Source organism: Carnobacterium sp. 17-4, assembly GCF_000195575.1.
Taxonomy (GTDB): domain Bacteria; phylum Bacillota; class Bacilli; order Lactobacillales; family Carnobacteriaceae; genus Carnobacterium_B.
In genome coordinates, this window is record NC_015391.1 from 1,574,189 (window position 1) to 1,598,657 (window position 24,469).

At 32.0% G+C, this 24,469-nt stretch carries 25 protein-coding genes; 2 read left to right on the top strand and 23 right to left on the bottom strand.

All coding sequences use genetic code 11. The features are described 5' to 3' along the window. Positions 1–61: 61 nt before the first annotated feature. From CAR_RS07590 to CAR_RS07605, 4 genes are read right to left on the bottom strand one after another with little or no spacing between them, the layout of a single operon-like run. Complete coding sequence (locus tag CAR_RS07590; RefSeq protein WP_013711123.1) at positions 62–772, bottom strand: transaldolase; 711 nt, start codon at positions 770–772, stop codon at positions 62–64. 16 nt (positions 773–788) lie between these two features. Next, entirely contained in the window at positions 789–2,159 is a 1,371-nt protein-coding gene (locus tag CAR_RS07595) for a PTS ascorbate transporter subunit IIC (RefSeq protein ID WP_013711124.1), read from the bottom strand. A 3-nt stretch (positions 2,160–2,162) separates the two neighbouring features. Beyond that, a complete protein-coding gene (locus CAR_RS07600; RefSeq protein WP_013711125.1) occupies positions 2,163–2,462 on the bottom strand; it encodes a PTS sugar transporter subunit IIB in 300 nt (99 codons plus the stop codon). A gap of 17 nt (positions 2,463–2,479) precedes the next feature. Further along, positions 2,480–4,480: a BglG family transcription antiterminator gene (locus CAR_RS07605; protein ID WP_158305248.1), complete on the bottom strand. Its 2,001-nt coding sequence runs from the start codon at positions 4,478–4,480 to the stop codon at positions 2,480–2,482. A 320-nt stretch (positions 4,481–4,800) separates the two neighbouring features. On the opposite strand from CAR_RS07605, the gene CAR_RS07610 reads away from it, so the two are divergent. Beyond that, positions 4,801–5,043, top strand: coding sequence for a hypothetical protein (locus CAR_RS07610; RefSeq protein ID WP_013711127.1), 243 nt, complete (start codon positions 4,801–4,803; stop codon positions 5,041–5,043). 103 nt (positions 5,044–5,146) lie between these two features. On the opposite strand, the gene CAR_RS07615 is transcribed toward CAR_RS07610, so the two are convergent. The 9 genes from CAR_RS07615 to CAR_RS07655 form a co-directional block, all read right to left on the bottom strand. After that, a complete protein-coding gene (locus CAR_RS07615) occupies positions 5,147–5,443 on the bottom strand; it encodes an aminotransferase class I/II-fold pyridoxal phosphate-dependent enzyme (protein ID WP_013711128.1) in 297 nt (98 codons plus the stop codon). A gap of 183 nt (positions 5,444–5,626) precedes the next feature. Next, positions 5,627–6,838: a phosphopentomutase gene (locus CAR_RS07620; RefSeq protein WP_013711129.1), complete on the bottom strand. Its 1,212-nt coding sequence runs from the start codon at positions 6,836–6,838 to the stop codon at positions 5,627–5,629. A gap of 4 nt (positions 6,839–6,842) precedes the next feature. Then, the gene (locus CAR_RS07625; protein WP_013711130.1) at positions 6,843–8,000 is read right to left on the bottom strand and encodes a YhfX family PLP-dependent enzyme; all 1,158 of its coding nucleotides are present in this window, start codon (positions 7,998–8,000) and stop codon (positions 6,843–6,845) included. 22 nt (positions 8,001–8,022) lie between these two features. Then, positions 8,023–8,370, bottom strand: a complete 348-nt coding sequence (locus CAR_RS07630) for a hypothetical protein (RefSeq protein ID WP_013711131.1) — start codon at positions 8,368–8,370, stop codon at positions 8,023–8,025. Between the two features lie 17 nt (positions 8,371–8,387). Continuing rightward, on the bottom strand, positions 8,388–9,311 hold the full coding sequence (gene yhfZ / locus CAR_RS07635) for a GntR family transcriptional regulator YhfZ (RefSeq protein ID WP_013711132.1): 924 nt from the start codon (positions 9,309–9,311) through the stop codon (positions 8,388–8,390). Between the two features lie 29 nt (positions 9,312–9,340). After that, positions 9,341–10,447, bottom strand: coding sequence for an aminotransferase class V-fold PLP-dependent enzyme (locus CAR_RS07640; RefSeq protein ID WP_013711133.1), 1,107 nt, complete (start codon positions 10,445–10,447; stop codon positions 9,341–9,343). A gap of 26 nt (positions 10,448–10,473) precedes the next feature. Further along, on the bottom strand, positions 10,474–11,349 hold the full coding sequence (locus CAR_RS07645) for a phosphotriesterase family protein (protein WP_013711134.1): 876 nt from the start codon (positions 11,347–11,349) through the stop codon (positions 10,474–10,476). Between the two features lie 75 nt (positions 11,350–11,424). Continuing rightward, a complete protein-coding gene (locus CAR_RS07650; protein ID WP_013711135.1) occupies positions 11,425–12,726 on the bottom strand; it encodes a YhfT family protein in 1,302 nt (433 codons plus the stop codon). Positions 12,727–12,749: 23 nt separating this feature from the next. Continuing rightward, positions 12,750–13,115 carry a DUF2620 domain-containing protein gene (locus CAR_RS07655; protein ID WP_013711136.1) on the bottom strand — a complete coding sequence of 122 codons (366 nt, stop codon included), beginning with the start codon at positions 13,113–13,115 and terminating at the stop codon, positions 12,750–12,752. 181 nt (positions 13,116–13,296) lie between these two features. On the opposite strand from CAR_RS07655, the gene CAR_RS07660 reads away from it, so the two are divergent. Continuing rightward, positions 13,297–14,343: an amidase family protein gene (locus CAR_RS07660; RefSeq protein WP_013711137.1), complete on the top strand. Its 1,047-nt coding sequence runs from the start codon at positions 13,297–13,299 to the stop codon at positions 14,341–14,343. Positions 14,344–14,958: 615 nt separating this feature from the next. On the opposite strand, the gene CAR_RS07665 is transcribed toward CAR_RS07660, so the two are convergent. The 10 genes from CAR_RS07665 to CAR_RS07710 all read right to left on the bottom strand — a co-directional run bounded on the left by CAR_RS07665 (position 14,959) and on the right by CAR_RS07710 (position 24,455). Further along, on the bottom strand, positions 14,959–15,084 hold the full coding sequence (locus CAR_RS07665) for a CpsB/CapC family capsule biosynthesis tyrosine phosphatase (RefSeq protein WP_013711138.1): 126 nt from the start codon (positions 15,082–15,084) through the stop codon (positions 14,959–14,961). A gap of 124 nt (positions 15,085–15,208) precedes the next feature. Next, positions 15,209–16,045 (bottom strand): dTDP-4-dehydrorhamnose reductase, encoded by an 837-nt coding sequence (gene rfbD / locus CAR_RS07670; RefSeq protein WP_013711139.1) that lies wholly within the window; start codon positions 16,043–16,045, stop codon positions 15,209–15,211. A 62-nt stretch (positions 16,046–16,107) separates the two neighbouring features. Beyond that, complete coding sequence (gene rfbB / locus CAR_RS07675) at positions 16,108–17,136, bottom strand: dTDP-glucose 4,6-dehydratase (RefSeq protein WP_041556422.1); 1,029 nt, start codon at positions 17,134–17,136, stop codon at positions 16,108–16,110. Continuing rightward, a complete protein-coding gene (gene rfbC, locus CAR_RS07680; protein WP_013711141.1) occupies positions 17,069–17,719 on the bottom strand; it encodes a dTDP-4-dehydrorhamnose 3,5-epimerase in 651 nt (216 codons plus the stop codon). Before rfbC ends, rfbB begins: the two co-directional genes overlap by 68 nt. 16 nt (positions 17,720–17,735) lie before the next feature. Further along, positions 17,736–18,608, bottom strand: a complete 873-nt coding sequence (gene rfbA / locus CAR_RS07685; RefSeq protein WP_013711142.1) for a glucose-1-phosphate thymidylyltransferase RfbA — start codon at positions 18,606–18,608, stop codon at positions 17,736–17,738. Between the two features lie 28 nt (positions 18,609–18,636). After that, complete coding sequence (locus CAR_RS07690) at positions 18,637–20,058, bottom strand: oligosaccharide flippase family protein (RefSeq protein ID WP_013711143.1); 1,422 nt, start codon at positions 20,056–20,058, stop codon at positions 18,637–18,639. Positions 20,059–20,162: 104 nt separating this feature from the next. Further along, a complete protein-coding gene (locus CAR_RS07695) occupies positions 20,163–21,329 on the bottom strand; it encodes a hypothetical protein (protein WP_013711144.1) in 1,167 nt (388 codons plus the stop codon). A gap of 149 nt (positions 21,330–21,478) precedes the next feature. After that, entirely contained in the window at positions 21,479–22,609 is a 1,131-nt protein-coding gene (locus CAR_RS07700) for a glycosyltransferase family 4 protein (RefSeq protein WP_013711145.1), read from the bottom strand. Between the two features lie 21 nt (positions 22,610–22,630). After that, entirely contained in the window at positions 22,631–23,281 is a 651-nt protein-coding gene (locus CAR_RS07705) for an acyltransferase (protein ID WP_013711146.1), read from the bottom strand. A gap of 4 nt (positions 23,282–23,285) precedes the next feature. Beyond that, entirely contained in the window at positions 23,286–24,455 is a 1,170-nt protein-coding gene (locus tag CAR_RS07710) for a glycosyltransferase family 4 protein (RefSeq protein WP_013711147.1), read from the bottom strand. Positions 24,456–24,469: the final 14 nt, after the last annotated feature.

A 24,469-nucleotide genomic window follows, 5' to 3' on the forward strand; every position in this document is an offset into this window, starting at 1 on the left:
TTCAATAAAAAGCATGCTATCTCTAAATAAATATGAAATTTATAATCAAAACAAACTACTTTTATAAGATACTATATCCTAATGTTTTTATATCTTCATTAAACATTTTAACTGTATCTAAAGACATTTCTTTTAAATCTTTACCGATATTATTTAATTTTCCAATTATTTCTGGAGCACAAGTAATAATATCTGCCCCTGCATCATTTGCTTGGAAAATGTTAAGAACTTCTCTTGAACTAGCCCACAACAAATCTGTTCCAGTTTTTTTATGGCAAATTTCTGCAGATTTTTTCATAGTCTCAATAGGATCAATTCCTGTGTCCGCAATACGTCCTGCAAATACAGATACAATGTTATTAGTTCCTTCTCTAAATGCATCAACTGTTTCTACTACTTGATCTAACGTTAGGATAGCTGTAACATTTAACGACAATCCTTCTTCTGATAGCTGTTTAATTAATGGAATAGACGACTCACCTTTTGTATTTGTAATCGGAATTTTTACAAACACATTTTTCCCATATCTTGATATTTTTAACGCTTCCTTCTTCATAGTCTCGAAATCATCAGCAAAAACTTCAAAAGATATCGATACATTTGGAAATTCTTCTACCACAGCTTTAGCGAAGTCTGTATAACTCTTAATCCCTGCTTTCTTCATTAGAGATGGATTGGTAGTAAATCCGGTAATTCTGCCACTTTTATAAGATTGTTTCATTTTTTCTATTTCAGCACCATCTGAATAAATTTTTACAGTTAAATTTTCCATTATTAACATCCTCCTATTAATCTTCATCTATTTCAATATTGTTTATCGCTACTTTAGATGGTCTCAAGATACTTGGTAAAATCAATGCTATTAAAACTATAACTATAATGACATAAATCCCCGCTGATCCCATCCATTCACCTGTTTTACCTAGAAGTATCCCAATAATTCCAAAGTCTACATCTCCAAAAGTAGTATTATTGAAGCCTAAATCTCCAAGGACAGGTAATAAAAGAGCGGGTATGAATGCTAGTCCTAAACCATTAATAAATGAACCTATAACTGCTCCTCTTCTTCCACCTGTTGCATTACCGTATACTCCTGCTGTTGCCCCGCAGAAAAAGTGCGGTACTAATCCAGGAATAATTAAAATGCTACCAGCATAACCTAAAATAAACATGCCAATAAGTCCACCTACAAAACTACTTAAAAATCCAATTATTACTGCTGTTGGTGCATAAGGGAAAAACACTGCAGCATCAACTGCTGGTACTGCATTTGGAATAATTTTAGTCGCAATTCCTTGGAAAGCAGGAATTAAATCAGCTAATATCATACGAACACCAGCATAAACAATGGTTACACCAACTGCAAATTTCAATCCTGAAAGTATAGCAAATATATAAGGCGATGTTCCATCTGAAATTGTCGAAACATAGTCAGGCCCAGCTGCTATTGCAGCAATAAGATAGAAAATAACCATAGTTAATGCAGTAGAAATTGTTGTATTCCTCAAGAAACTCCATTTTTCTGGTACTTTGATATCTTCAGTACTTTTACTATTTTTCCCAACAAGACTTCCAATTGCTGCAGATATATAATAACCAATACTGCCAAAATGTCCCATGGCTACCTCATCACCGTCTGTTGCTTGGAGAGTATATTTCTGCCCAATTGCTGGTGATATTGCACTCCAGGATCCTAGGAAAAAGCCTCCAATTAAGATAAGTTGCCACCCTTCAAATCCTATAGCACCTAATACTGCAGATAATAAACATGCCATAAAAAAACTATGATGTCCTGTTAAAAAAACATATTTATAACGAGTGAATCGAGCAATAAGTACGTTAAAAACTAAGCCTAGAATAAGTATTGACATAGTTTCTACACCTAATAACTCTTGAGCAACAGAAGTTACAGCTTCATTATTAGGAACAACTCCTCTAATATTAAATCCTGTTTCAATCATTTGTGATAACGGAGTTAAATTTCCTGATATAACATCAGCACCCGCTGAAAGCATGAGATAACCTAATATAGGCCCTAACGTTCCTGTTAAAACCTTATGTCCGGGAGATTTTAAAGCTAACAAACCAATCATTGCAATTAAACCCATTAAAAATGCAGGTTCCTTTAATATATCTCTAAAAAAATCTAGTATAGCCATTATTTATTCCTCATTTCTATTTTTATTTTTTGACATTTCCAATAAGGTTTGGAGTACATCCTCCTTAATCTTTTTTTTATTCATATAACTTCTAGTAAAAACTACTTTCTGATCTTTAGTAAATATGTCGGCAAATTCTTTAACTGTAATAAATAAATCAGCGTCTTTACCTATAGCAGCATTTGAATCGATTGATTCCACTTCAATTTCTATACCATTATCTTTCGCTAACTCTTCAACTTTCATTTTCAGCATTAAACTACTGCCAATACCATTTCCACATACAGTAACAACTTTTAACATACCTAACTTCCTCCTTGTTATCTCTCTAAAATTTCGTTTATTTTATTAAATAACTCTCTAGCATTTGTTGCATCAATTAATTCAGTAATATTTTCTTCATCTTCTAGGATTTTAGATAATTGCTTTAAAGCTTTTAAATGACCTGTACTGTCCACAGCAGCAAGTATAAATATTAGTTTAACTTCTTTATCTTCATCGTATTCACTATCCATATTGAAATCTACTGGTTGGTCAAGATGCAGCAAACTTACACCTAATTTTGCTACACCTTCTTCAGGTCTAGCATGAGGAACAGCCACTTTCGGAGCTAAAACAATGTATGCTCCCATCTTTTTTACCATGCTGATCATTGCATTAATATAATTTCCATTAATGTATCCTTCTTTTAAAAGAGGGTCAGCAGCTATTGAAATAGCCTCTTGCCATTCCATTTTTTTATTAGTGAATTTTATTAAGTCTTCCTGTAATAACTCTGTCAAGTTTTTACCTCCTTCATAATTTCTATCAGTTTCATAGAGAATGTTAGAAATACTTTCATAAAGTTCTTTTCTATTTTCAATTGTTGCATGTTGTTCGATTGCTTTTATTAATTTTTGTATATCTAAATTTTGGATTCCAACTTCAATATCAAAATTTTGGCTTACTTCAGTCTTCAGGATCTCTTGTTCTACTTTATTTAAAATTGGCTTCGTTAAAAAAAGTTGCTTCTCTGTTTGAAAATATGTTGTAGAAAAAACCATATCGTAATCTTCTATACGTAATGCTTTTGCTTCCTCCAAACTATGCACACTACTAAATACAATCGAAGGAAATAACTCTTTCAATTGTGTTCTCATAATTAAAGAAGAACTTATTCCGTTTGGACAAATAGACAACCCTTTATAAGTTCTTTTTTCTTCCCTATTTAGAGACAAAAAGCCACCAAAATGTACTGTAAAGTAAGCTACTTCGTCTTCTGGTATTGCTTTACCAGTAAGTTCTGCTAAAGGTTCTAATCCTTTCTCAACTAAGTAATATAATTCATTGTATTCTTCCATTATTTGAGCTGTATATGGGTTTTTAGAAACAATATCGAATTTTATTCTGAAGTAAGCTGGCACTAAGTGTTCAAAAAGATTATCAAATAATTCTTTTGGATTTTCAAAGACGATACCCGTAATAGCTTGAACTCTTGCAATAATATTTTTTGTAACTTCTTTAAAAAATTCTTCTTCGTAAACCTTTTCATTTCCCTGAAGAGCACTCAACAACCTTATTGTTATATATATTTTTTCTTTTTCACAATTTTTATAAAAAATATCTTTTACAATAAAATGACTCATTTTGTATAAAGGGTGTTGTTCTAAATACTTTATATCTTTATCATCAAAATTAAGCTTAAATGAATTTTTTCTTTTCTGTAAAAAATCAAAAAAGTAAATAACTTCTTTTATTCTATCGTAGGTAAAGGTCACATTGTATTCTTTCGAAAGCTTTATAATCACTTTATTAATTATTTCTTTATTAGACGTGTATTCCCAAGATTCAAAAATATAGTTAATTAACCATTCTCCAATGGTTAAAGATAATATTTTTCCTATCGAATAAGAAACTAAGCTTCTTATATCATATTCTTCTCCTTTCAATTCGTAGCCACTATTTCTACTATAAATCAAATCAATTTTGTATCTTTCACAAATTTCTTTCACTTTCCTTAGATCCAATAACACTGAGTTTTTACTTAACTGAAGGAATTCTTGGTAATGATTATTGGAAATAATATCCGTTTTTATAAACGTGTATAAAATAATCATGTATACCCTTTCATCTTGTAAAATTAAATCTTTCTTTCGTAGTTTCTTCTTTTCAGCTTTCCATGCTACTTTTGATTCTTCAGAAAAAATAACTTTTTCATCTTCTAAAACTATTTCTGGAATTTTCATCATTATAAATTCAGAGTTAATTTTATTAAGCTCCTGCCAAAATTTTTTTTTTAGTAATTTGAAGAATACCTGAAATATTTGATACAGACCGTCCATCATTTTCCATCAAAGAATGAATAAAAAAAACTGACTCATTATTTAACATACTCTTCTCCTTTCATTTATCATCTTATGATAAAACGCTTACTTTTAAAACCATTATTGGGCCCTAGTTTATAGACTCACTTTTGGGACCAATAGTGCTTAAGTGAATTTTAGGGTAATGAATAAACTTGAATGCTTCCTATAAATAATGTTACTACATTTACTACAAAGTTATCTGAAACAACAAATTAATATCTATACTTCGTCCAATGTATATGAACTTAGAGAACCTTTAATTTTTTTTGGATACTAAATTAATTAATTGAGCTTTTTTGATCATAGAAGAAGGACCTATTGATTATTTAGATTTTAAATATACAGCCATCGAACATATGGTAAAAAAATATGTTCAGCAATTGCTAGAAATAAATGATGTATTTCTGAGCTTGGCAAATACAATAGCTATAGTCGTGCCTAAAAATGTGTTTGCTACTGGTCATGTTTTAATATGCGAGACTACATCAGAAAAAGCTGCTCTGTCTCCTAAACAATTAGTAAATCATTATTTTTCATAAAAGTTTAAGCTATTAGTTTTCAATAATAAAAATACCCGAGAGAGTTAAATTATTAGCTGCTCTAGGGTATTTTAAAAAAAATTTCACTTGTTTATTATATTACTTAGTGTTCAAATACATTTAAATCCGCTTTTAAATAATCAATTGCTCTTTTCAATCTTTCTAATCCATCTATTACCTTTTCTTTGGAGCACCCTATATTCATTCTCAGAAAATCTGGGCCGCCATAAATCGACCCATCCATAATGGCAACTCCACCTATGTTAACTAAGGCTTGCTGAATCTCCTCCATTTTAAAAGGGAATTCACTTATGTCTAGCCAAGCTAAAAATGTTGATTCTGGAATAGTGAACTTAATCTCCGGAATTTTTTGTTTCAAGTAATCAAACGTAAAATTCATTTTTCAGAGATATACACATTCAATTCATTAACGCATAAGATCCTATCAACCCAGAAGTATTAAAGGTTTTACTGGTTGAGGTACAAATAGCAACATTCTTTAATCCCTCTCTTTATCCCATAGATAAACTTATAAAACCATACACCTCTCACTACAATAAGAGTTGTATGGTTTTCCATCAAATTATCTTAATTTCCCTAAAAATGATTCGCCATGTTGTGGCTTCTTAACGCCAAAATACTCTGCTGCTGTAGCGGCAACATCTGACATCGTTTCTCTTTCTCCTATTTCTCTTCCTTCAAGTCCTTTACGGTAAATCAGCAGTGGAACTCGTTCTCTAGTATGTTGACTATGTCCAATAGTTGGATCATTTCCGTGATCAGCCATAACTATTAAAAGATCTTCTTCATCTAACCGTTTCATTACCTCACCAATATTTGTATCGCTTACTTCCAAACGATCAGCATAACGATTAACGTCTTCTCCGTGCCCTGCTAAATCAGTTTCTTGTACGTTCAAACAGATAAAACCATTGTCCATCTCGCTTATCTCTTGCAATGAGGAATTGAACAATTGCTGTGTATCGACACCAGGATAGAGGTGAGTACTTGAAGTCTGAATGATATCCGCTGCTTTACCGATCAATGCCACTGGAATGTTTTGATGATTCAAAATCGTTGGAATTTGTACCTCAGGGTTTATCCCGTATCCCAAATGAATAACTTGATACCCTTGATCGTATACGCCGGACTCCGGAGCATCCACACCAGCAAATTTATTTTGTTTCACTTTTCTGGCTTTCAATAAATCATTCAACACAATATGTTCTCCACCAAATACTATTACACGTGATACTTTTACCACTTCACGGATAGCTCTGCCTACCCGTTTGACTTCTTCAAAAGGCATAATATCAAGGCAAGCTGATACATTATATACTTGCCCTAAATCTGTCTCTAAATTGTCTCCAACAGTTGCACATTCGTTGATGACTAAGATTTTAGGTTCAGAATTTTTTCCTTCGCGCCGAACAGAATAGCCTTTTTTTACCAATTGTTGTTCTACTTCATCAATTACTTCATTAAAAGGCATATTAAAAGGAATCGGAGGGGTTGTGCCCATAATTTCCTGATGCCCTAGAAAAGAATCCGCACCTTGATGAGCTAAATTAGAAGTTCCCCAATTAGCTTTTTTTGATTTTTTCAGTTTTTCTGTTTCTTTACCAATGGCATTCATTAAACCTAATCTAACTAAATTTTTTATTTGAATGTCTGGTTTCCTTTCAATAATATGATAGGCCGTGTTACTTCCCACATCTTCTGGACGAACTTTGGATACATCATTCATATACCCTACTCCAAAGCTATCTAGTACGATGACGATAAATTTACCCATTTTTTCACCCTCTCAAATAGTTGCCTTGACTATCGTATATACCTTCTATTGTTGGTTTGCCTTCTTGTATGCCACTCACTAAAGCAACTTCACTTCTCGTCACAAAAATTTGTGTCCGAAAGGCCATAATAGCTGTAGCACCAATGGGTTCTGTTTCATCAATTTCTAAATAATAATCAATATTCTCATCTGAAAGAGCATTTATATGAGCTTCTGTTTGTTTTCCATGATTATCAATTAAAACATTTTTCAGGTGCCCTCTTCTGTAAAATCCACCGCCAAAAAGGTAACCTTTTCTTTTAAAGTTATGGGAAACTTCACTTACATAAACCATTGCTGGTTTTTCAGCTAATTCTTTTTCAGCATGCATGGGTGTTGTACCTGTTAACGCATGTCCTGGCTCCCCCTGTGTGCCCCCTATTTTTTTGATGAATGGAAGTGTGTATACAGAAGTAGCTGAAGGGATATTCAATTCTTGGATAGTGATTCCTTCTTTTTCAAGTAATTTTTTAGCCGCTTTTACAGTTTCTGTATTATGCGTCGGTTCCAATATTTCTTTTTCAGCATTATATAAAAAACATGGAAATGAAGTTACTCCTGAGATTTCAATATATTTTAATTCCTTGAACAAGCTGATTAACGAAGGCAACTCTTTAAGTGTAAAGCCTCCGTATTGTCCAGGATAAAGTTCGTCTTCATCGCTTACTACTCTTAATAAAATCTTTTGCTTAATGCCTATTTCTTTTGCCAAACCATTAATAGCTTGTAATTTTTCTAGTGAATAAACGGTTAAATATTTTGAGCCATACATCATGATATCTTTCAGTAACATCTGTGGAATTTGCACGAGGTGGCCTACATTTCCCAAAGGAATATTATTTTCCATCATAATCTTTGCTTCTCGAAAATCCACTACCACAGCATTCTTTATTCCTAATTCAACCAACATTTTTGCAATAGTCGGATTTCTTCCAATTTGTTTAAGCATAAAAAATAGTTCAATATCATTTTTCTTCGCTGTCTCTATTAATTTCTTGGCATTTTCACGGATAATATCTAAATCAAGCACATACGTATCTGGAAGAATTTTTTCTGATTGATGCAGCGTTATGGCTTCTTGGATAAGTTTAGGATTTCTTTTTTTGACAACATCCATAAACATGCTTTTCCCCCCTAAACTTCTATTAATGATTCAATAATGTTACCAAATGCAAATGAAAATATTCTGCCTCATTTTCTCTAAAAGAAACTGGGGCTAATGCTGCAATTTTATTCCAGTAGTTTAAAGCTTCGTCATATTTTTGATCCGCTTTTATTTGTTCATTTATCATTTGATCTACCGAATTAATTGTTTCTTCTGTATATTGTCGTGCAGTTGCCATCACTAAATGAGTAATAAAAGTATCTGCTTCATCTTCATTACTAATGATATTTTGAGCTTTCATAAATTTCAACACTTCTTGCGCATAATCATATACTGAATCATTGATTACATTATTCTCTCTTAAAATCGTTAGTTTTTCTTGAATCATCTTAAAGATCTCTCCTTTTAATAACGAGGTGTCATTAACCCATTTTTTATTTTATTTTGAGTTTCCAACATTTTTTCTACTTCTATGTTCTTTCTACAAATAGATTCAATGACTAAGTTATCTTTTTGGCAAATAATGACAGCTTCGTTCATAGCTTTGTGTTGTTCTTTCAAAGAAATGAATTGAACATTTAAATCTTCATAGTTTTTATCTATAATTTCATCATAGTTCCAAATACCGGCATCAATCTGATTTTCCCGTAAGGCATAAATCAACTGGTTAGCTGGAACCTCTACCAGCTCTACATTTTTTCCTTCTATATGTTCATTTGTCAACATAAGGTGATCTAGTGAATCTCTGTCAATGCCAACTCTCATACCATCAATAATGGACTCATGTTTCTTTGAAGCCAATAACAAAACATGTTCTGAAAGGTATGATTTTGGTCCAAACCTTAAAGCTATATCAATAGTTCCATTTGTCCTTATCTCATGTTCGGCAGCAAATCTAGAAACTACTGCCATATCATATAATCCCTTTTTAACAGCATCTATCCGATCTTCTGAACCACGAATATACACCATATTTAGCTTAATATCGCTTTCTTTAAAAGCTAAATAAAGACCTGTAGCAAAGCCTTCATAAAGTTTTGAGTAAGGTAATGGCATGGTAGCTGTTAATTGATCTTTAACAACATATGATTGAAGAATTTGATAATCCATTTTTTTGATATACGTTCCTAAATGCCCTTTACTTTCAGTTTCAATTGCACTTATTTCCTTTAAAAATGAAAGTGCATTTTGTACGGTTCCTCTAGACAATTCATATTTTTCTTGCAGTTCACTGATATTGGGCATTCTGTCATCTTTTGATAGCAAAAATAATTCTGCTGCTACTTTCTCAATAGCTAATCCTTTTTTTTGATAAAATGTTTCTTTCATAATGCTATGATCCTTTCAATTTCAAACTATTACCTGCTTTGTTTAGATACAGCTATAATCGATTCATGTAAAATCCTTATGATGGTTTCACTACCTGCTCGCATTGGGTTGATTCGAATCATGGTTCTTTCTGCATCTGGATTGGCTGCTCTAAAAGTTCCAGATAAACGATAAAACATTGGTACAAACTCGTATTGTGATTCTGCTCCAACTGGATTAGGTGCTGCTCCCAGTTTTTCAGCTTCTTCTAGGACAGCACTTGCTATGGGTTCATCTAACTCAACTAAAATCACTTTCGATTGAGCATTAGCAATGTAGGCTTGTTTTACGCCCTTTACTTCTCCAGCATTCAAGCTATTTTTTACTTCTTCAAGTACTTTAGCTGAGAGTGCTAGCGCTACTGGCGCATAAATCATTCCCCTCAAAACGTCGATTGCTTCATGACCTTGCACTTGCAATCCACCAGAATAATTTTCTGCTTTCAATTTTTCAATAGCTTTTTCATTTCCAACGATACACCCAATTCCTTCAGGACCCAACAACTTAAAAGTCGAGAAACACGCTAAAGTAGCTCCCATTTGTGAGCCTATTTCCGGCGTTTTTAACACCGCGTAATTATCATCTGTTACAATTGGTGTATTTGGCAAGTAATTTTGGATACACTGTATCACTTCTTTTGCATCATAAGAATCATCCGGTTTTTGGCGCGTAATCTGGATCAACACCCCATCAATAGCTTGATTTTTTAATGTGACTTGCAATTTTTCTAAATCATTAAAATCCGTTGCAATTGTTTTTAATCCCATAGTATCAATAGATACTTTTGTAGTCGGATAAACGGGAGCATCATGTACTAACAATGTATCTCCAATATTCATTGTGGCATGTAAAGCCATTCGGATCGCCATAGTTCCTGCTCCGCGAACCAGCATCGTTGCTTCAGCATTAAAGTAATTCTCTAGAACTTTTTCAACTTTGTTCGTTGTTCTAGGCTGATTTAAGCCAGGAATCACTCCTAAATCGCCACGAGTTAAAATATCGCTTCCTCTAAAGACTTTAGTGATCTCATCAATTAAAGAAAATTGTTTTTTTGTAGCTTCTTCTATGTTTAAACTAGTAAGAGGATACGTCTTCATTTTTTCCCACCTTTTTTGTTAGTGCTTTATAAATAAAATTGTTGTGGATTTTTGATCAACATCTTCTCAACAAATAATTCTGAAATACCACCTTTTAAAATCATTGGGACAAAAGTATCCAATAAATAAGAGTAACCAATGCCATTTTTATATTTCAGATTGGATTTCCTCGTTATATCCATTGATAAGAAAATTTTATCTGTAAATCCAGCTGCTTCTATCGCTAATAGCATTTCCAGTCGTTTCTCATCTGGCATATAGTTTTCTTTTCCCACGGTGTCAAACTCAACATACACGCCTTCTTTCAGTAAAGACAACACGTAGTTAGAATCACCCGTTAAATCAACATGACCGATCACAACCTTTTTTAAATCAACTTTGTTCTCTTTAAAGAATTGAACTTGTTCTTTTCCATGAGTTCCTAGAGTTGTATGCGTCGTAATAGGAACTCCTGTCTGATGGTGGGCAATAACAGCTGCTTTAAAAACCTTATGTTCTCGTTCAGTCATTTGATTTTTACTTGTTGCAATTTCGCCTATTAACTCAGCTCGGCTATCAGTCCCATTTATTCCAACCGTAATATCTTGTATCATAACCTCTGCCATTTCTTCTACCGTATGTTCATCTACAAAAGACGGAAGAAATTTATCTTGATACCATCCGGTTGACTGGATGATATTTATACCAGATAATTCACCAACTTTTTTCACATAATCTGGATTGCGATTCATTCCCATCACAGTCACATCAATGATATTTCGAACGCCTTTTTTGTACAGTTCTTTATACTCTGCAACTGTCTCGTCAAAGCAATTCAAATTTGTATCTTCCGTTTTTTTTAAAGAAGATAAGTCTATTGTTGTATGTTCATGAGCATATGTTATTCCTTCTTTTAAAGGCATGCCATCTCTCCTCTTTTTTCATTTAAAGATAATGGTGCTAAACAAATAGATCATTTAGCACCTCACTTTTATTCATTATCCAGCAACTGGCGCCCACAGGCCTAGTACATATAAAATATTCACAACAATTCCTAATACAATAGCAGCTACAGGTCCAACAGCCATATTAACCAATGGTTTTTTAGCTGTTTGATTTAATAAGTAAGCCCCAATCAGCCAGAAATAACCAATTCCTGGTGCAATTTGCTCACTTGCCAACGCCCCACCAATTAGTAAAGCAATTTCTAACACACGATTCATCGAAGTACGGATATGTTCTCCCATTTCTCTAACTCCCGGGAAACGATCTAATCCTTTAGCAGCACCATTCAATAACATAATTTCAAGAAACATTACAATGGCTCCAGCAATGAAAGCAAATATAGGATGACCTTGTAATAAAATACCAATAACAAAAACAAAAGTAGTTCCAGATGGACTGTATACTCCAGTTACAATAGCGGTAGAAAATACTAATGGAATGAAACCAATTCCACGAGCAAATGCAGCTAATGCTGCTTCACCAAATTTACCTTCACTCATCAAGTTCAGTGAAATGGGGTCACCTGCAATAATTACTAAACTTGTTGCAGCAGCCACTAACCCTCCAGTAAGCGATAATAAAAGAGCATTTTTTTTGATTCTTGTCACACGCTCTACAAAAATACTAACAAGATTTTGATTGTCTGTTCCTTCGCCTTTTACACGAACAGCAAAGAATACCATTAAGACCATTCCAACCAATAAGGCCATACCTTCAGCACTTAATGTAAAAGTAGTTCCGCTTGCTAATGTAATTATTCCAAATCGCTTAACCAAGACCAAAGCTAATGTACTAAATCCTAAAGTAAGTGCTCCTTTTGTAAACCCATGTTGATAGGCAATAGCTAGTGCTGGGAAAACAGCAAAACCTATCACGATCGGTGTTCCAACTGCTCCTAAAGCATCTAAGAAGTTAACTGGCATTAAGCCAAATAAATCCACTACAACTTGTAACCCAATCGTAATTCCAATTCCCCACAAGGCTCCAATGATTCCAGCAATGATTGTTCCTTTTTTTCCTTCTGGAGCCCAAGTACCAATAATATCTGTCATTAAAAGAATACTATGAACTAAAATAACGCTCGCACCAAGTGAAACTGGGATTCCAAAACCAATAACCAACCCAAAACTAACAGCAAAACTTGTTGCGGCTAATTCCTTTTTTCCAATTACTCCCTCTAAATACTCTGGCATAACCGGACGTAACCCATCATTAAAAACAGCAATTCCTTTATTGGCCATCATGGCTGCTAGTGCTCCCAATGCCCCTACAACTACTAATTCAATAATATCCACTTTTCTTTCTCCTCCTTAAACTTTTAATTTATTTTTTTTAGTTCATCCATGATAATTGGAATAACAGTCTCTTTATGTTGAGCTGTAAATCCAAATGCTTTTTTGCCGTTATTAACATTCTCTCTGATTTTTTCATCAGACATAAGATTGCTTGGCATAGATACGGTAACGGTTGCATCTCTTCCAACTAAAGCAATTGCCATTGCAAGAGCTCCTCCACCTCCCGTGTTACAAGCACCAAAGTAATAGTCAGCTAACCCATTTTTCAATGCCATCGCTGCTTCTAAATCACTTTTAGTTTCTATCGTAAATTTTCCTTCTCCATATTTTTCTACTAGTGCCGCTACTTCTTTTTTATCAATTTGTCCTCCGATAACAATCCTTTTCATTGTTCTCTCCCCTTTCAATTCCCAATATACATTTTTTTGTATATTGGTAAAGAAAACGTTCTCTTTAAAAAGAGTATAGCGGACATTTTAAAGAGATACAAGTATTAGTTCATAATTTATTATTTGCTTATTTAATTTTTAGAGGTACTATAAAGCTAAAGTCTAAAAAAGGAGTCCAACTATGAATAAAGATATTATTATAATCGCAGCAAAAAAAAGCTTTATTGCTTTAAAAAATCCTTATCAATCTGTAATAAAAGTTTTCCCAGAAGCCTTGAATCATTTTGAAAAAGAGAATGCAAACTACCATTATATCGGTGTAAAAAATAAAAAACACATTCCTCATTCACTTTTAGATAAGTTAACAAAAAACGAGGATTATCTCTTACATACACTGGATGCTTACAGTTTAGGCGGAAGAGCCGTTGATATTTCTTTAAAAAATCCTATTAGTGGAAAGCCTATGACTGGTTCTTCAAGTGGTACTGCAATCAACGTCTTAGTTGGTATCAACGATTTAGGTATTGGTACGGATGGTGGCGGATCAGTATTAGCACCCGCAATGTCCGTAAACCTTTTTGGCTTTATTAGCAATTTGATTGAAGAAGAACATGTAAAACAATTCGTAAATCGTTCAACAGATAACATTTCTTTTACGGTTTCGATTGGGTATATCACCCGGACTTTTCAAGAAATGCAACGCGCATTAACTGCTACGTTTTCTGAATTACAACTACCAGTAAAAAATGCTAAACGACTATCAATCTTTACACTAGATGAACAAAATAGTACTTCTGAATTGGCTACAGCACTTAAGAGTGAGAGCGTGACGTCTCTTTCTCATCCAGTTATTTATGGACCTAGAAATCCATTAATTACATTTCTAAAAGCACACCTAACCAGCTGTGATTTTCTCATTTCTGAAGAAGGTCCTGTAGATTACCACGGCTTTGGAGATACGGTTATTGGGCATATGGGAAAACAAACACATGAACAACAAGTATTAGCTAAAAAAGGATTGATACGTGTAGTAAATATGGCAAATGCATCAGCCATTGTTGTTCCTAAAAAAGAATTTGCTACCGGATACGTTTTGATATGTGAATCTACTACCGAAAAGATTCAACTCATGTTAAGCTTTGCTGAAAAAATAGCTCTACCTCCCGATGAATTAATTACCCATTATTTTACTAATTTTGATCATTATTTTCCAGAAGAATTTATTTAGAGATAATTAAACAAAACTCCAGATGTTTCCCCATCTGGAGTTTTGTTTATAGTTACATCCCTTATAGGCTACATACTAATAAATAAAAAGTGAATTTTTAACCATTCGAAACTGCGTGTGGCAGCTAAAGATTCCTTTTCTAATTCTATAATGTCCTACAAATTAATTAAATCTATAATTTTTTTTAAAACAGCACTAAATTTGCTTCAATGAGTTGTTTACTCAACTTCTGTATATTCTTTCCAAAACCACCTGTATAACTAGCAGCAGTGAGTTGAGCCAAAACTCACTTTTCAACAAATGGCAACAATACGTCTGGATCTTTCAGCACTTCTCGGTTGCGCTCTGGATAAACAATTATTGGTGTAATACCTTATTTTTGTAATTCAAAGAATAGTGATTCTGTATACGCAGGTATAGCAGGTGTTGGAAATTCAATTAAAACATATTGATTGCCTTCAACAATAAATTGTACCTTATCTTCATCTAGTTCTTCAAATAATTCACCATTAATTCGGACCTTTTGACCAGGACAAATAGTTAACGGAATGCCTCATTCATCTAACTCTTTCTGCAATTCATCTACTAGAATTAAAATACCTTTTTTTCATTATCCTAAAGTCCATTCTTATAATGTGGTGTAGTCAAAATATGAGTAATACCTTCTGAAACAGCTTCTCGCGCCATATTTTTTGCTCCGTCATCAATACCAGGCAAAATATGACAGTGTAAATCAATCATTTTTTATCCCTCAATCTATTTGGTACTTCCTTTATAGAATATAATTACAGTACTATCTAGTTGAAAAATTATTGTATAGATAAAATAATATAATGGTTTTGAAATTCAAAATGATTATACTTCATTACTTCATTACATTCATAAATTCCTCTAGCGCTTCTTGCCAAGTCGGGATATTAAACCCTGTAGATTTAGCTTTAGATAAATCCAGCACTGAATGTTTTGGCCGATACGCTTTTTGTGGATACTCTTCAGAAGTAACGGGTGCAACTTCTACCGATGTATCTTTTAGAATTTCTGTTGCAAATTCATACCAAGAGCATTCCCCTTCATTTGACAAGTGATAAAGTCCATACTCTTGATGAGTAGCTGTCAAATGTAGCATAAACTCTGCAAGAGTTCGTGTCCAGGTCGGTCGTCCTACTTGATCGCTGACAACTGTTAAACGAGAATGTGTTTCAGCTAAATGTTGCATGGTAAACACGAAATTTTTTCCAAACTCTCCGAAAACCCAAGATGTACGAATGATATAGGCTTTAGTTGATATTTCTTGAACAATTTTTTCGCCTTCAAGTTTTGCACGGCCATACTCGTTTTTAGGATTAGGTAGCGAATCTACTCTGTATTCGTCTTGGTTGGTTCCATCAAAAACATAATCCGTACTTATGTAAACTAATTCAGCGCCTACTTCTTCAGCAGTTTCTGCTATATTTCTTGTTCCTATGATATTTACTAACTGATTAAATTCTTTCCCTTCCTCTTCAGCAGCATCCACTGCTGTGTAGGCCGCACAATGATAAATCACCGACGGTTTTAATGCCGATACAAACTGATGAACAGCGGACTTGTCTGCAACGTCTAATTCTTTCGAACCAGTTGCTACATAAGTTAGGTCTTTCTCATCCAATACTTTTTTCAACTCTGTTCCCAGTTGCCCATTTGCTCCTGTAATTAAGATCATTTGATCTCCTCCTCTATATGAAAAAAGATAGGAAATCTCCTATCTTTTTTAACTATATTTTATTATTGGCCATTTTTTGAATAACTAGCCTCAACTGCTTCTTTTTCAGCTAACCACCAGTTTTTATTATCTGTGTACCATTTAATCGTATCGGCTAGGCCATCATGAAAATTAGTATACTGAGGTGTCCAACCTAATTCATCACGAAGCTTTCTTGAATCAATCGCGTAACGTAAATCATGACCTACACGATCTGTTACGTGTTCATATGCATCTTTTGGCTTATTCAATAGTTCAAGAATCATCTCGAGAACTTGCTTGTTGTTTTCTTCGCCGTCAGCACCAATTAAGTAAGTTTCCCCAATTCGGCCTTTTGTTAGAATTTCCCAAACAGCTGAAGAATGATCATTTGTATGAATCCAATCTCTTACATTCTTGCCTTCTCCATAAAGTTTTGGTTGAATACCGGATAAGATATTTGTAATTTGGCGAGGTATAAACTTTTCAATGTGTTGATAAGGTCCATAGTTATTTGAACAATTTGAAATAGTCGCTTTTAATCCAAAAGAACGTACCCAAGCTTTCACTAATAAATCTGAACCTGCTTTTGTGGATGAATATGGACTAGATGGATTATAAGGAGTTTCCGATGTGAATTTTTCACCTGGTCCCTCTCCATTTCCAGGAAGATCTTCACGTAATGGCAAATCGCCATAGACTTCATCAGTTGAAACATGATGATATCGTACATCGTACTTCCGACAAGCTTCAAGCAGCGTATACGTCCCCATAATATTCGTTTGAACAAAAGGAAACGGATCATTAAGAGAATTATCATTATGTGATTCTGCAGCATAGTGCACAACGACATCTGCATCTTTTACAAGACGGTCTACTAATTCAGCGTCAACGATATCTCCTACGATTAATTCTACTCGATCTGCTGGCAGTCCTGCTAAATTTTCTTTATTTCCTGCATAGGTCAGCTTATCCAACACCGTAACGTGAACATCAGTATAGTTATCAACTACATAATGGACAAAATTTGAACCAATAAAACCTGCTCCACCAGTAACAATCATATTTTTCATTACATATATCTCCTAATTTAAATTTTTTATAAACAAACGGATTGTTAAACTCTGCTAATTTTGGATGTTTAGTATCTTTTTCAGATAACACTAGCTTATCGATAGGCATTGGCCATTGAATATTTAATGCTGGATCATCAAAAGCGATTCCCCCATCATGCTCACTTGAAAAATACTCATCCACTTTATATTGCACGTTACAGTTTGGCGTAAGTGTTACAAAAGCATGAGCGAATCCTTTAGGTACTAATAATTGGCGATGGTTAAACTCGCTTAGTATGTATCCTTCCCATTGTCCATATGTTGGGGACCCCACGCGCATGTCTACAATAACATCATAAATGACACCAGTGGTTGCACGTACCAATTTTGTTTGAGCTTTTTCAAGAGTCTGAAAGTGCATCCCTCTCAATACTCCGGGTTCAACAGATAATGAGTGATTGTCTTGAATAAAATCAATAATGATTCCTGCTTCTAAAAATTTTTCTTTTGTGTAGCTTTCAGTGAAAAAACCACGATGGTCGCCAAAAACAGCCATCTCGATGATTTTTACATCTTGTAAATTTGTATCTAATACTTTCACTTTATTTAACTCCTTTCTATCTATCTTCTTCTGCAATTCGTAACAGATATTGACCATATCCATTCTTTTTCAATGGTTGTGCCAGTTCAATTAACTGTTCATGAGATATGTATCCCATACGATAAGCAATTTCCTCTAGACAAGCTACCTTAAGATTTTGTCGCTTTTCAATAGTTTCAATAAAAGTTCCTGCTTCTAATAATGATTCATGAGTTCCTGTGTCTAGCCATGCATAGCCACGACCCATTACTTCAACATCCAATTCACCAGCTTCTAAATAAGCTTTATTGACATCTGTAATCTCAAGTTCACCTCTATGAGAGGGTTGGATAGTTTTAGCAATCTCAACAACTTTGTTATCATAGAAATATAAACCTGTTACAGCATAATTACTTTTAGCTTTTTCTGGCTTTTCTTCAATTGATAATGCTTTCATATGCTCATCAAATTCAACCACTCCAAAGCGTTCAGGATCATTCACATGATATCCGAAGACTGTTGCCCCTTTTTCTTTCTCAGCAGCTCGTTGTAATAATTTAGATAACCCACCACCATAGTAAATATTATCCCCTAGAATCAAACAAACTGAATCTTCTCCAATAAAATCTTCACCTATAATAAAAGCTTCTGCTAACCCATTCGGTTGGTCTTGTACTTTAAATTCTAAATTTATTCCTAATTCTGAACCATTTCCAAATAATTGTTTAAAACGTGGTGTATCATCTGGTGTTGAAATAATTAAAATATCTTTAATACCTGCTAACATTAATGTGGACATAGGATAATAAATCATCGGTTTATCGTAAATCGGCATTAATTGTTTTGATGTTGCTTTCGTTAAAGGATACAAGCGTGTTCCGCTTCCTCCTGCTAAAATGATTCCTCTCATAATTGACTCCCCCATGTAAAAAGATAATTTATACCTTTAATAATTTTTTTATAAAATTATACGTATACATAATTTCTTTTCTTTTTATCAATAAGTATATAAAATAGAACAAGATATAAATAAAAATACCTATAATTGATTTTATATACCATGACGTGATGATAAAAATAATACTCATAAAAATTTCTAAATATATATCGCTAACTACATTAACTTTTATTATCTTTGATAATAAAAGCTCTGCAACTATGCTTCTAAATGCCAGTAAAACTCCAATTGAAAGCATAGCAACTGTCAAATTTTCTAATATGAGTGTCGAAATCATTGTTATTATGATACTTACGCAAACTGTGTAAATATTTACTTTTAAAATTATACGTTCTTTTCTTATTGTTTTTAAATACGTATTAATTAATAAAGCAGTTTTACTTTCAAACAAAATCATTGGGAAGATTAATGCCATATAATTTAAACTTTCAGCATATTCAGGTAACCATAATGATAAAACATATTTTAATGGATAGTACATAATTAAAACACCAATTAGAGGAACTATTAATAAAGTTCTCATTAAGCTATAAAGATCTTTAAGTTTTTCGGTATTAGTTCGACGCAGCATTGGATATATAACTAAACTAGTTGCATTTACAAATACCATCAATAAGTTTGATACACTTAATGTGAGTGAAATTTTGCCAAAAATAGCTACGCTCCATACTCTTTCAATACCAAATCTTACTATTCCTAAAATTAGGCTGCTAGCTATGTTGGCAAACATCAAACTTATACCAACTCTTATATTTTCTACAGTTTCTATTAAATCAAAATAAAAATCCTCAAATTTTCCAAAAACTATATCTCTACACAAATACATAGCATAGAGCAAGGAAACACTTTTTCCAACTAAATCTGCAATAATTAATAATTTAAAGTCTCTATTTCCGGTTAACAACAAGATACTAATAAGTATTACATATACAAGCCGATCTAAAATAGTACTTATTGAATAAGTTTTAATTAGATTAGTTGCTTGTAATATATTGTGTAAAAAAGATCTCACATTAACAATTAGTAAAAAAATCGATAACATTGTAAATATAAATATATCATTTGGTGTCTCCATATATTTATGTATTACTAACAATAATATTAATGAAACAATAAATTGAAAGATAAAAAAACTCCAAAATTGAGAATAAAACTTTCTTTTATCCAATTTCTTATAATTTTCTCCACCATATCTTAAATAAATCCCATCATTCCAACCTAAATGCAGTAAAACAATGTATGAGCCATAAAACAAATAAATTTGCCAGTAACCATATTCTTCCACCCCTATTAATTTAGGTATAATAAGTACAACAAAGGTAGATATTAATAAAGAAATCAGATTGGAAGAGATTGTGTATGACATATTTTTTAGTAGACTCAGAAATTTTTTACTTTGCATTTTATCCTCTATTCTTTGCAGAATTTTAAATAATTAAAATACTTACAATTTTTATTCAACACTTATAAAAATGACATTCTAAATGATGACATAATTTTATTAAGTCAAGTTTCAATCACCATCGTTTTTTTTAATGACAATTTTTTTTGTGCAATGATATTGCCTAAAAGCAATGCAGTATAATTAAATTCAATATTGAGAGGTATTCCCTCTGTTAATCCATACACAAAAAAAGTAAAAATGAGAAGTATTGCAATTTCATTTTTTTCGTTAAATAATTTTTTTATTAGCTTAGTGTACAATACTATATAAATTATTGTAAAAACTACACCCTGGGAAATCAATAAATTAAAATATACATTATCCAATATGTATGCACGTTGATTAGTCAATAATGCGTCTATAGTACTTAGCCTATTTGTGGGTTGACCTAAAATAGATAATCCATAAGTGTTCCAATAATATGCAGCACTTCTAATTCTACCCGTAATCATAGTATCTAATATATAAACTAAACTACTAGAATTGTTATACGCATAAACTAAAAAGTAAGTTGAAAGAGTAAAAATTGAAATAGAATACGTAATGATAATCCTTATTATTTTTGATTTATTTAAAATATTAAATTTCTTTTGCAAGAAAATTAATATGGATAAACAAATGAATACAATCATTCCCGTTCGGCTGCTAGTAATATTAGAAAACACTCCTAAAAAAAAATTTAGAATTAAAAGGGTTTTAAAATTTAATTTATTGTACCTTAAAACTATTATATCTATTGCGATAATAAATACATGCATAAATAAAGTATTAGGATGTGCATATCCTAAAGAATGTCTTATACTACTGACTCCTTCATCAATACGATATAAATTATATTCTTCTATTATGCCTAATAAAAATAATGTTATCGTGATAAATAAACCACTAAACCTAAAAAAAACATCTAAGTAAGCTATCTTTTCTAATTTAATATTTTTTGAAGCAATAACTGCTACAGTAAAATAAAGCAATGAAATAGATTTTGTTTGATAAAATACTATCACTATTATAATAACTATTATTAATTTTTTAATAATAGTTTTAGGTGTAGTTTTCTGTAAAAATAGAGTACTTATAAACAATAACACTGAAATTATTTTTGTTGCATAAAATAATCGAGATTCTATGTTCACAATTAATGAAGATGATATAACCATCATAGCGTAAGCAGAATAAAATAAAATATTCTCATTAGTTATAGTTCGATTTTTTGTTATTTTATTGATCATACATATTACACCACTTTATATTTTTTTGACTTTCAAACTTTTCCGTACCTCATTTTAATAATACAAGTACTAATTTTTGAGTCAGAGTTAGTAACTATTCAGGTACATTATCCTAGGTAAGAGTTTGGCGATTTTTTCAACTTTTTTAATTAAATACTAGCATCCATATTAATAATCATTTTTTCACATATGCTATCCCACAAATATTTATCTTTGACAGTTTCATGAGCACTTTCTCCCATTTTACCCCGAATTTCTTTATTTTCAAGAAGGTTTATTGTACTATTTACCCACTTTGTAATATCAAACTCATTCTCAATTATTCCATTATATCCACTTTTTATTAATGTTCCGGATCCTCCATTCAAACTGGAGATAACTGGAGTCCTAAAATACATTGATTCTAACATAACCATACCAAAAATTTCCTGTGTAGATGGCAACAAAAATATTTCTGCTAATGGATATATGTTTTTTAACTGACCGTTTTCTATAAAATCAAAAATAATTACAGATTTTTTTTCATCACTTGATAAATCAATTAAACAACTATCTATATATCTTTTATTGCCTTTTCCGATAATTATTAATTGAAGATCTTTATAGTTTTTAGTTTGTTTTATTTTTTGAAAAACTTTAATAAGAAAGCCAAAATTTTTTCTTTCTATCAAACTTCCTACATATAATAAATTTCTCTTATTAATCATTTTATTGATTAATTTTTTAGTCTCTTCATTAACTTTATTTTCCATTTCATACTTTTTAATGTCCAACCCTACTCCTATAACTAATGAATCATTTAATCCTTTGTTATCTAAATATACTTTAGATAACTCAGATTTAACAAAAGTTTTTTTTACATTTTTTTTTAACATACCGATAAATAATTTATCGTAAACTTTTTCTACAAATGGTATTTTAAACAAATTATAATATGGACCATTATATAAATATACATCTTTTTTTAAATAACTTATCAAAATAGACATTATCTGACTATATTCTGACACTATGACAATATCATATTGAGATAAAAAATCTTTATTTAATATTTGAGGATAAATTCCACTTCTTAAGATTTTAATCCCTTTTCTCCATAATATTCGTATACTATTATTACCTACTTTTATCAATTGATCTTTATTCTCTTTGCTATAATATACTACATCACAATCATAGCCTTTCTTACAAAAGGCAGTAGCCAAACCAATTTCCTGTAAGTTATAATTATTAAAATCTAATTCATATGGGCCACTACGCACATATAATAATTTTTTCATGACGTTGTATCTACTCCAATCCTACTCTCTCCTTGTAATAATCTTACTTCTTTTATCCTTTACAATACTTTTAGCTGGAATGTCTTTTGCTACCAGAGTTCCTGCAGCTATTACGCTACCTTTTCCAATTGTTACTCCATCCAATATAATAACACCACTACCAATCCAACAGTCATCTTCAATAGTAATCCCTTTTCTATTAATACCTTGGAATTTTATACTAGTTTCAGAATCAGAAAAATTATGATTCTCAGCAAATAAGCTTACCCTAGGCCCTAACATAACATTATCACCAATTCTAACCATACCTGCACATCCTATATAACAAAAAGGTCCCAATGAAGAATTATTTCCTATGAAGAATCCCTCGCCTATCTCCCCGCTCCCATAGTAACTTGATGGTCTAATCATTGCAGTATTGCCTATTGTTACATTACTACCAATAACTATACCATTTATGCTCAATCCTTGAATCTCACTATTTCTTTCAAATTTAACATTCTTGCCAAGTGAAATATATTGTTTATTAAGAATTGAAATATTTCTTCCAATAAATAATAATCCCTTAGAACTTTTGAAAAAAGGTTTGAAAAATAAGCCCCTTACTAATTTAATACCAATGGAAAAAAAAATCTGTAGTTTATCCAGTAATAATAATCGTTTATTAATCATGTACTTATTTTTGCTCCTTTGCGACAGTCAAACAATCATATAATTCTTGAAAATTTTCAACATATGATTTAATTGAAAACATTTCAAGTTGTCTCTTTCTTGAATTTTCTCCCATTTTTTTTCTGAGCTGATGATCTTTAAGTAATATTTCAATTTTACTTGCTAAATCATCGGGATTATTAGCCTCTGCAAGTAAACCATTATATCCTTCCTCAACCATTTCACAAACTCCTCCATGCTTATAACCTATAATAGGCTTACCTGTAGCCATAGCTTCTAGGACTACAGTAGGTAGAGGATCTGGATTAGTACTTGGTAAAATCAACATATCATACAACTTATATATTCCTTTACTATCATTTCGGTAACCTTCAACAATAATTCTGTCATGATAAGGTGATTCAGAAACATCTTTTTTTAATTGTTCCACGCGCCATTCTTCACCCTCAAATGCGCTTCCCACTAATATAGTATATACGTCAGAATATTTGCTCATTATTAGATTTGCAGCTTGAACAAAATCATTTTGGCCTTTCCAAGAGTTTACTCTTCCCATCATACCGATAATCTGTGAATTTTCAGGAATAGAAAATTCTTTATACAGATATTTACTATCATTTGTTGGATTAAAATCTGTACTATTTACACCATTATAAATGACTTTTATGTTACCATTAAAAAATTCTGATGACTCTAAATGAAGTTTAACTGCATTAGAATCTGTAACTACAACTTTTGAGGTTTTTGCAATTATAAAACTTGTTAATTTAAATACAACTTTTGGTTTAACTATAATTTCGTGGATATTCCATATTTGAGGTATTTTCATTTTTTTGCTAACATACACACCTTCCATAACAGCTGCTGTATTAGTATGTATAACATTTATATTTTTATTTTTCGCGATTTTTAAAAGTTGTTTAGAAAATTTTATATATTCAATTCCATATTTAATAATTCCTATTGGATTAAATATTTTTCTTCGCATAATAGGATAGGGTACAATTTTAACATTTATATTATTTTTTTTAAAAGCATCAACTAAAACACCATCACTAGGCAATATAACATATGGATTATACTTGCTTCTATCTAAATTTTTCACTAAATCTAGTAATACCTTATCCGCACCGTACATTTCAGCTCCTGCATGTAAGTATAAAATATTTATCATAATACTGATATTCC

What these genes read in the sequence shown, in the direction of transcription:
- rfbA (WP_013711142.1), bottom strand. Translation starts at nt 18,608, where the DNA reads ATGAGAGGAATCATTTTAGCAGGAGGAAGCGGAACACGCTTGTATCCT.
- rfbD (WP_013711139.1), bottom strand. Translation starts at nt 16,045, where the DNA reads ATGATCTTAATTACAGGAGCAAATGGGCAACTGGGAACAGAGTTGAAA.
- CAR_RS07625 (WP_013711130.1), bottom strand. Translation starts at nt 8,000, where the DNA reads ATGTTTATGGATGTTGTCAAAAAAAGAAATCCTAAACTTATCCAAGAA.
- yhfZ (WP_013711132.1), bottom strand. Translation starts at nt 9,311, where the DNA reads ATGAAAGAAACATTTTATCAAAAAAAAGGATTAGCTATTGAGAAAGTA.
- CAR_RS07665 (WP_013711138.1), bottom strand. Translation starts at nt 15,084, where the DNA reads ATGATTGATTTACACTGTCATATTTTGCCTGGTATTGATGACGGAGCA.
- CAR_RS07655 (WP_013711136.1), bottom strand. Translation starts at nt 13,115, where the DNA reads ATGAAAAGGATTGTTATCGGAGGACAAATTGATAAAAAAGAAGTAGCG.
- CAR_RS07605 (WP_158305248.1), bottom strand. Translation starts at nt 4,480, where the DNA reads ATGGACGGTCTGTATCAAATATTTCAGGTATTCTTCAAATTACTAAAA.
- CAR_RS07705 (WP_013711146.1), bottom strand. Translation starts at nt 23,281, where the DNA reads ATGATTAATAAACGATTATTATTACTGGATAAACTACAGATTTTTTTT.
- CAR_RS07710 (WP_013711147.1), bottom strand. Translation starts at nt 24,455, where the DNA reads ATGATAAATATTTTATACTTACATGCAGGAGCTGAAATGTACGGTGCG.
- CAR_RS07690 (WP_013711143.1), bottom strand. Translation starts at nt 20,058, where the DNA reads ATGCAAAGTAAAAAATTTCTGAGTCTACTAAAAAATATGTCATACACA.
- CAR_RS07695 (WP_013711144.1), bottom strand. Translation starts at nt 21,329, where the DNA reads ATGATCAATAAAATAACAAAAAATCGAACTATAACTAATGAGAATATT.
- CAR_RS07615 (WP_013711128.1), bottom strand. Translation starts at nt 5,443, where the DNA reads ATGAATTTTACGTTTGATTACTTGAAACAAAAAATTCCGGAGATTAAG.
- CAR_RS07645 (WP_013711134.1), bottom strand. Translation starts at nt 11,349, where the DNA reads ATGCCTTTAAAAGAAGGAATAACATATGCTCATGAACATACAACAATA.
- CAR_RS07700 (WP_013711145.1), bottom strand. Translation starts at nt 22,609, where the DNA reads ATGAAAAAATTATTATATGTGCGTAGTGGCCCATATGAATTAGATTTT.
- CAR_RS07590 (WP_013711123.1), bottom strand. Translation starts at nt 772, where the DNA reads ATGGAAAATTTAACTGTAAAAATTTATTCAGATGGTGCTGAAATAGAA.
- CAR_RS07595 (WP_013711124.1), bottom strand. Translation starts at nt 2,159, where the DNA reads ATGGCTATACTAGATTTTTTTAGAGATATATTAAAGGAACCTGCATTT.
- CAR_RS07600 (WP_013711125.1), bottom strand. Translation starts at nt 2,462, where the DNA reads ATGTTAAAAGTTGTTACTGTATGTGGAAATGGTATTGGCAGTAGTTTA.
- CAR_RS07660 (WP_013711137.1), top strand. Translation starts at nt 13,297, where the DNA reads ATGAATAAAGATATTATTATAATCGCAGCAAAAAAAAGCTTTATTGCT.
- CAR_RS07640 (WP_013711133.1), bottom strand. Translation starts at nt 10,447, where the DNA reads ATGAAGACGTATCCTCTTACTAGTTTAAACATAGAAGAAGCTACAAAA.
- CAR_RS07620 (WP_013711129.1), bottom strand. Translation starts at nt 6,838, where the DNA reads ATGGGTAAATTTATCGTCATCGTACTAGATAGCTTTGGAGTAGGGTAT.
- CAR_RS07630 (WP_013711131.1), bottom strand. Translation starts at nt 8,370, where the DNA reads ATGATTCAAGAAAAACTAACGATTTTAAGAGAGAATAATGTAATCAAT.
- rfbB (WP_041556422.1), bottom strand. Translation starts at nt 17,136, where the DNA reads ATGAAAAATATGATTGTTACTGGTGGAGCAGGTTTTATTGGTTCAAAT.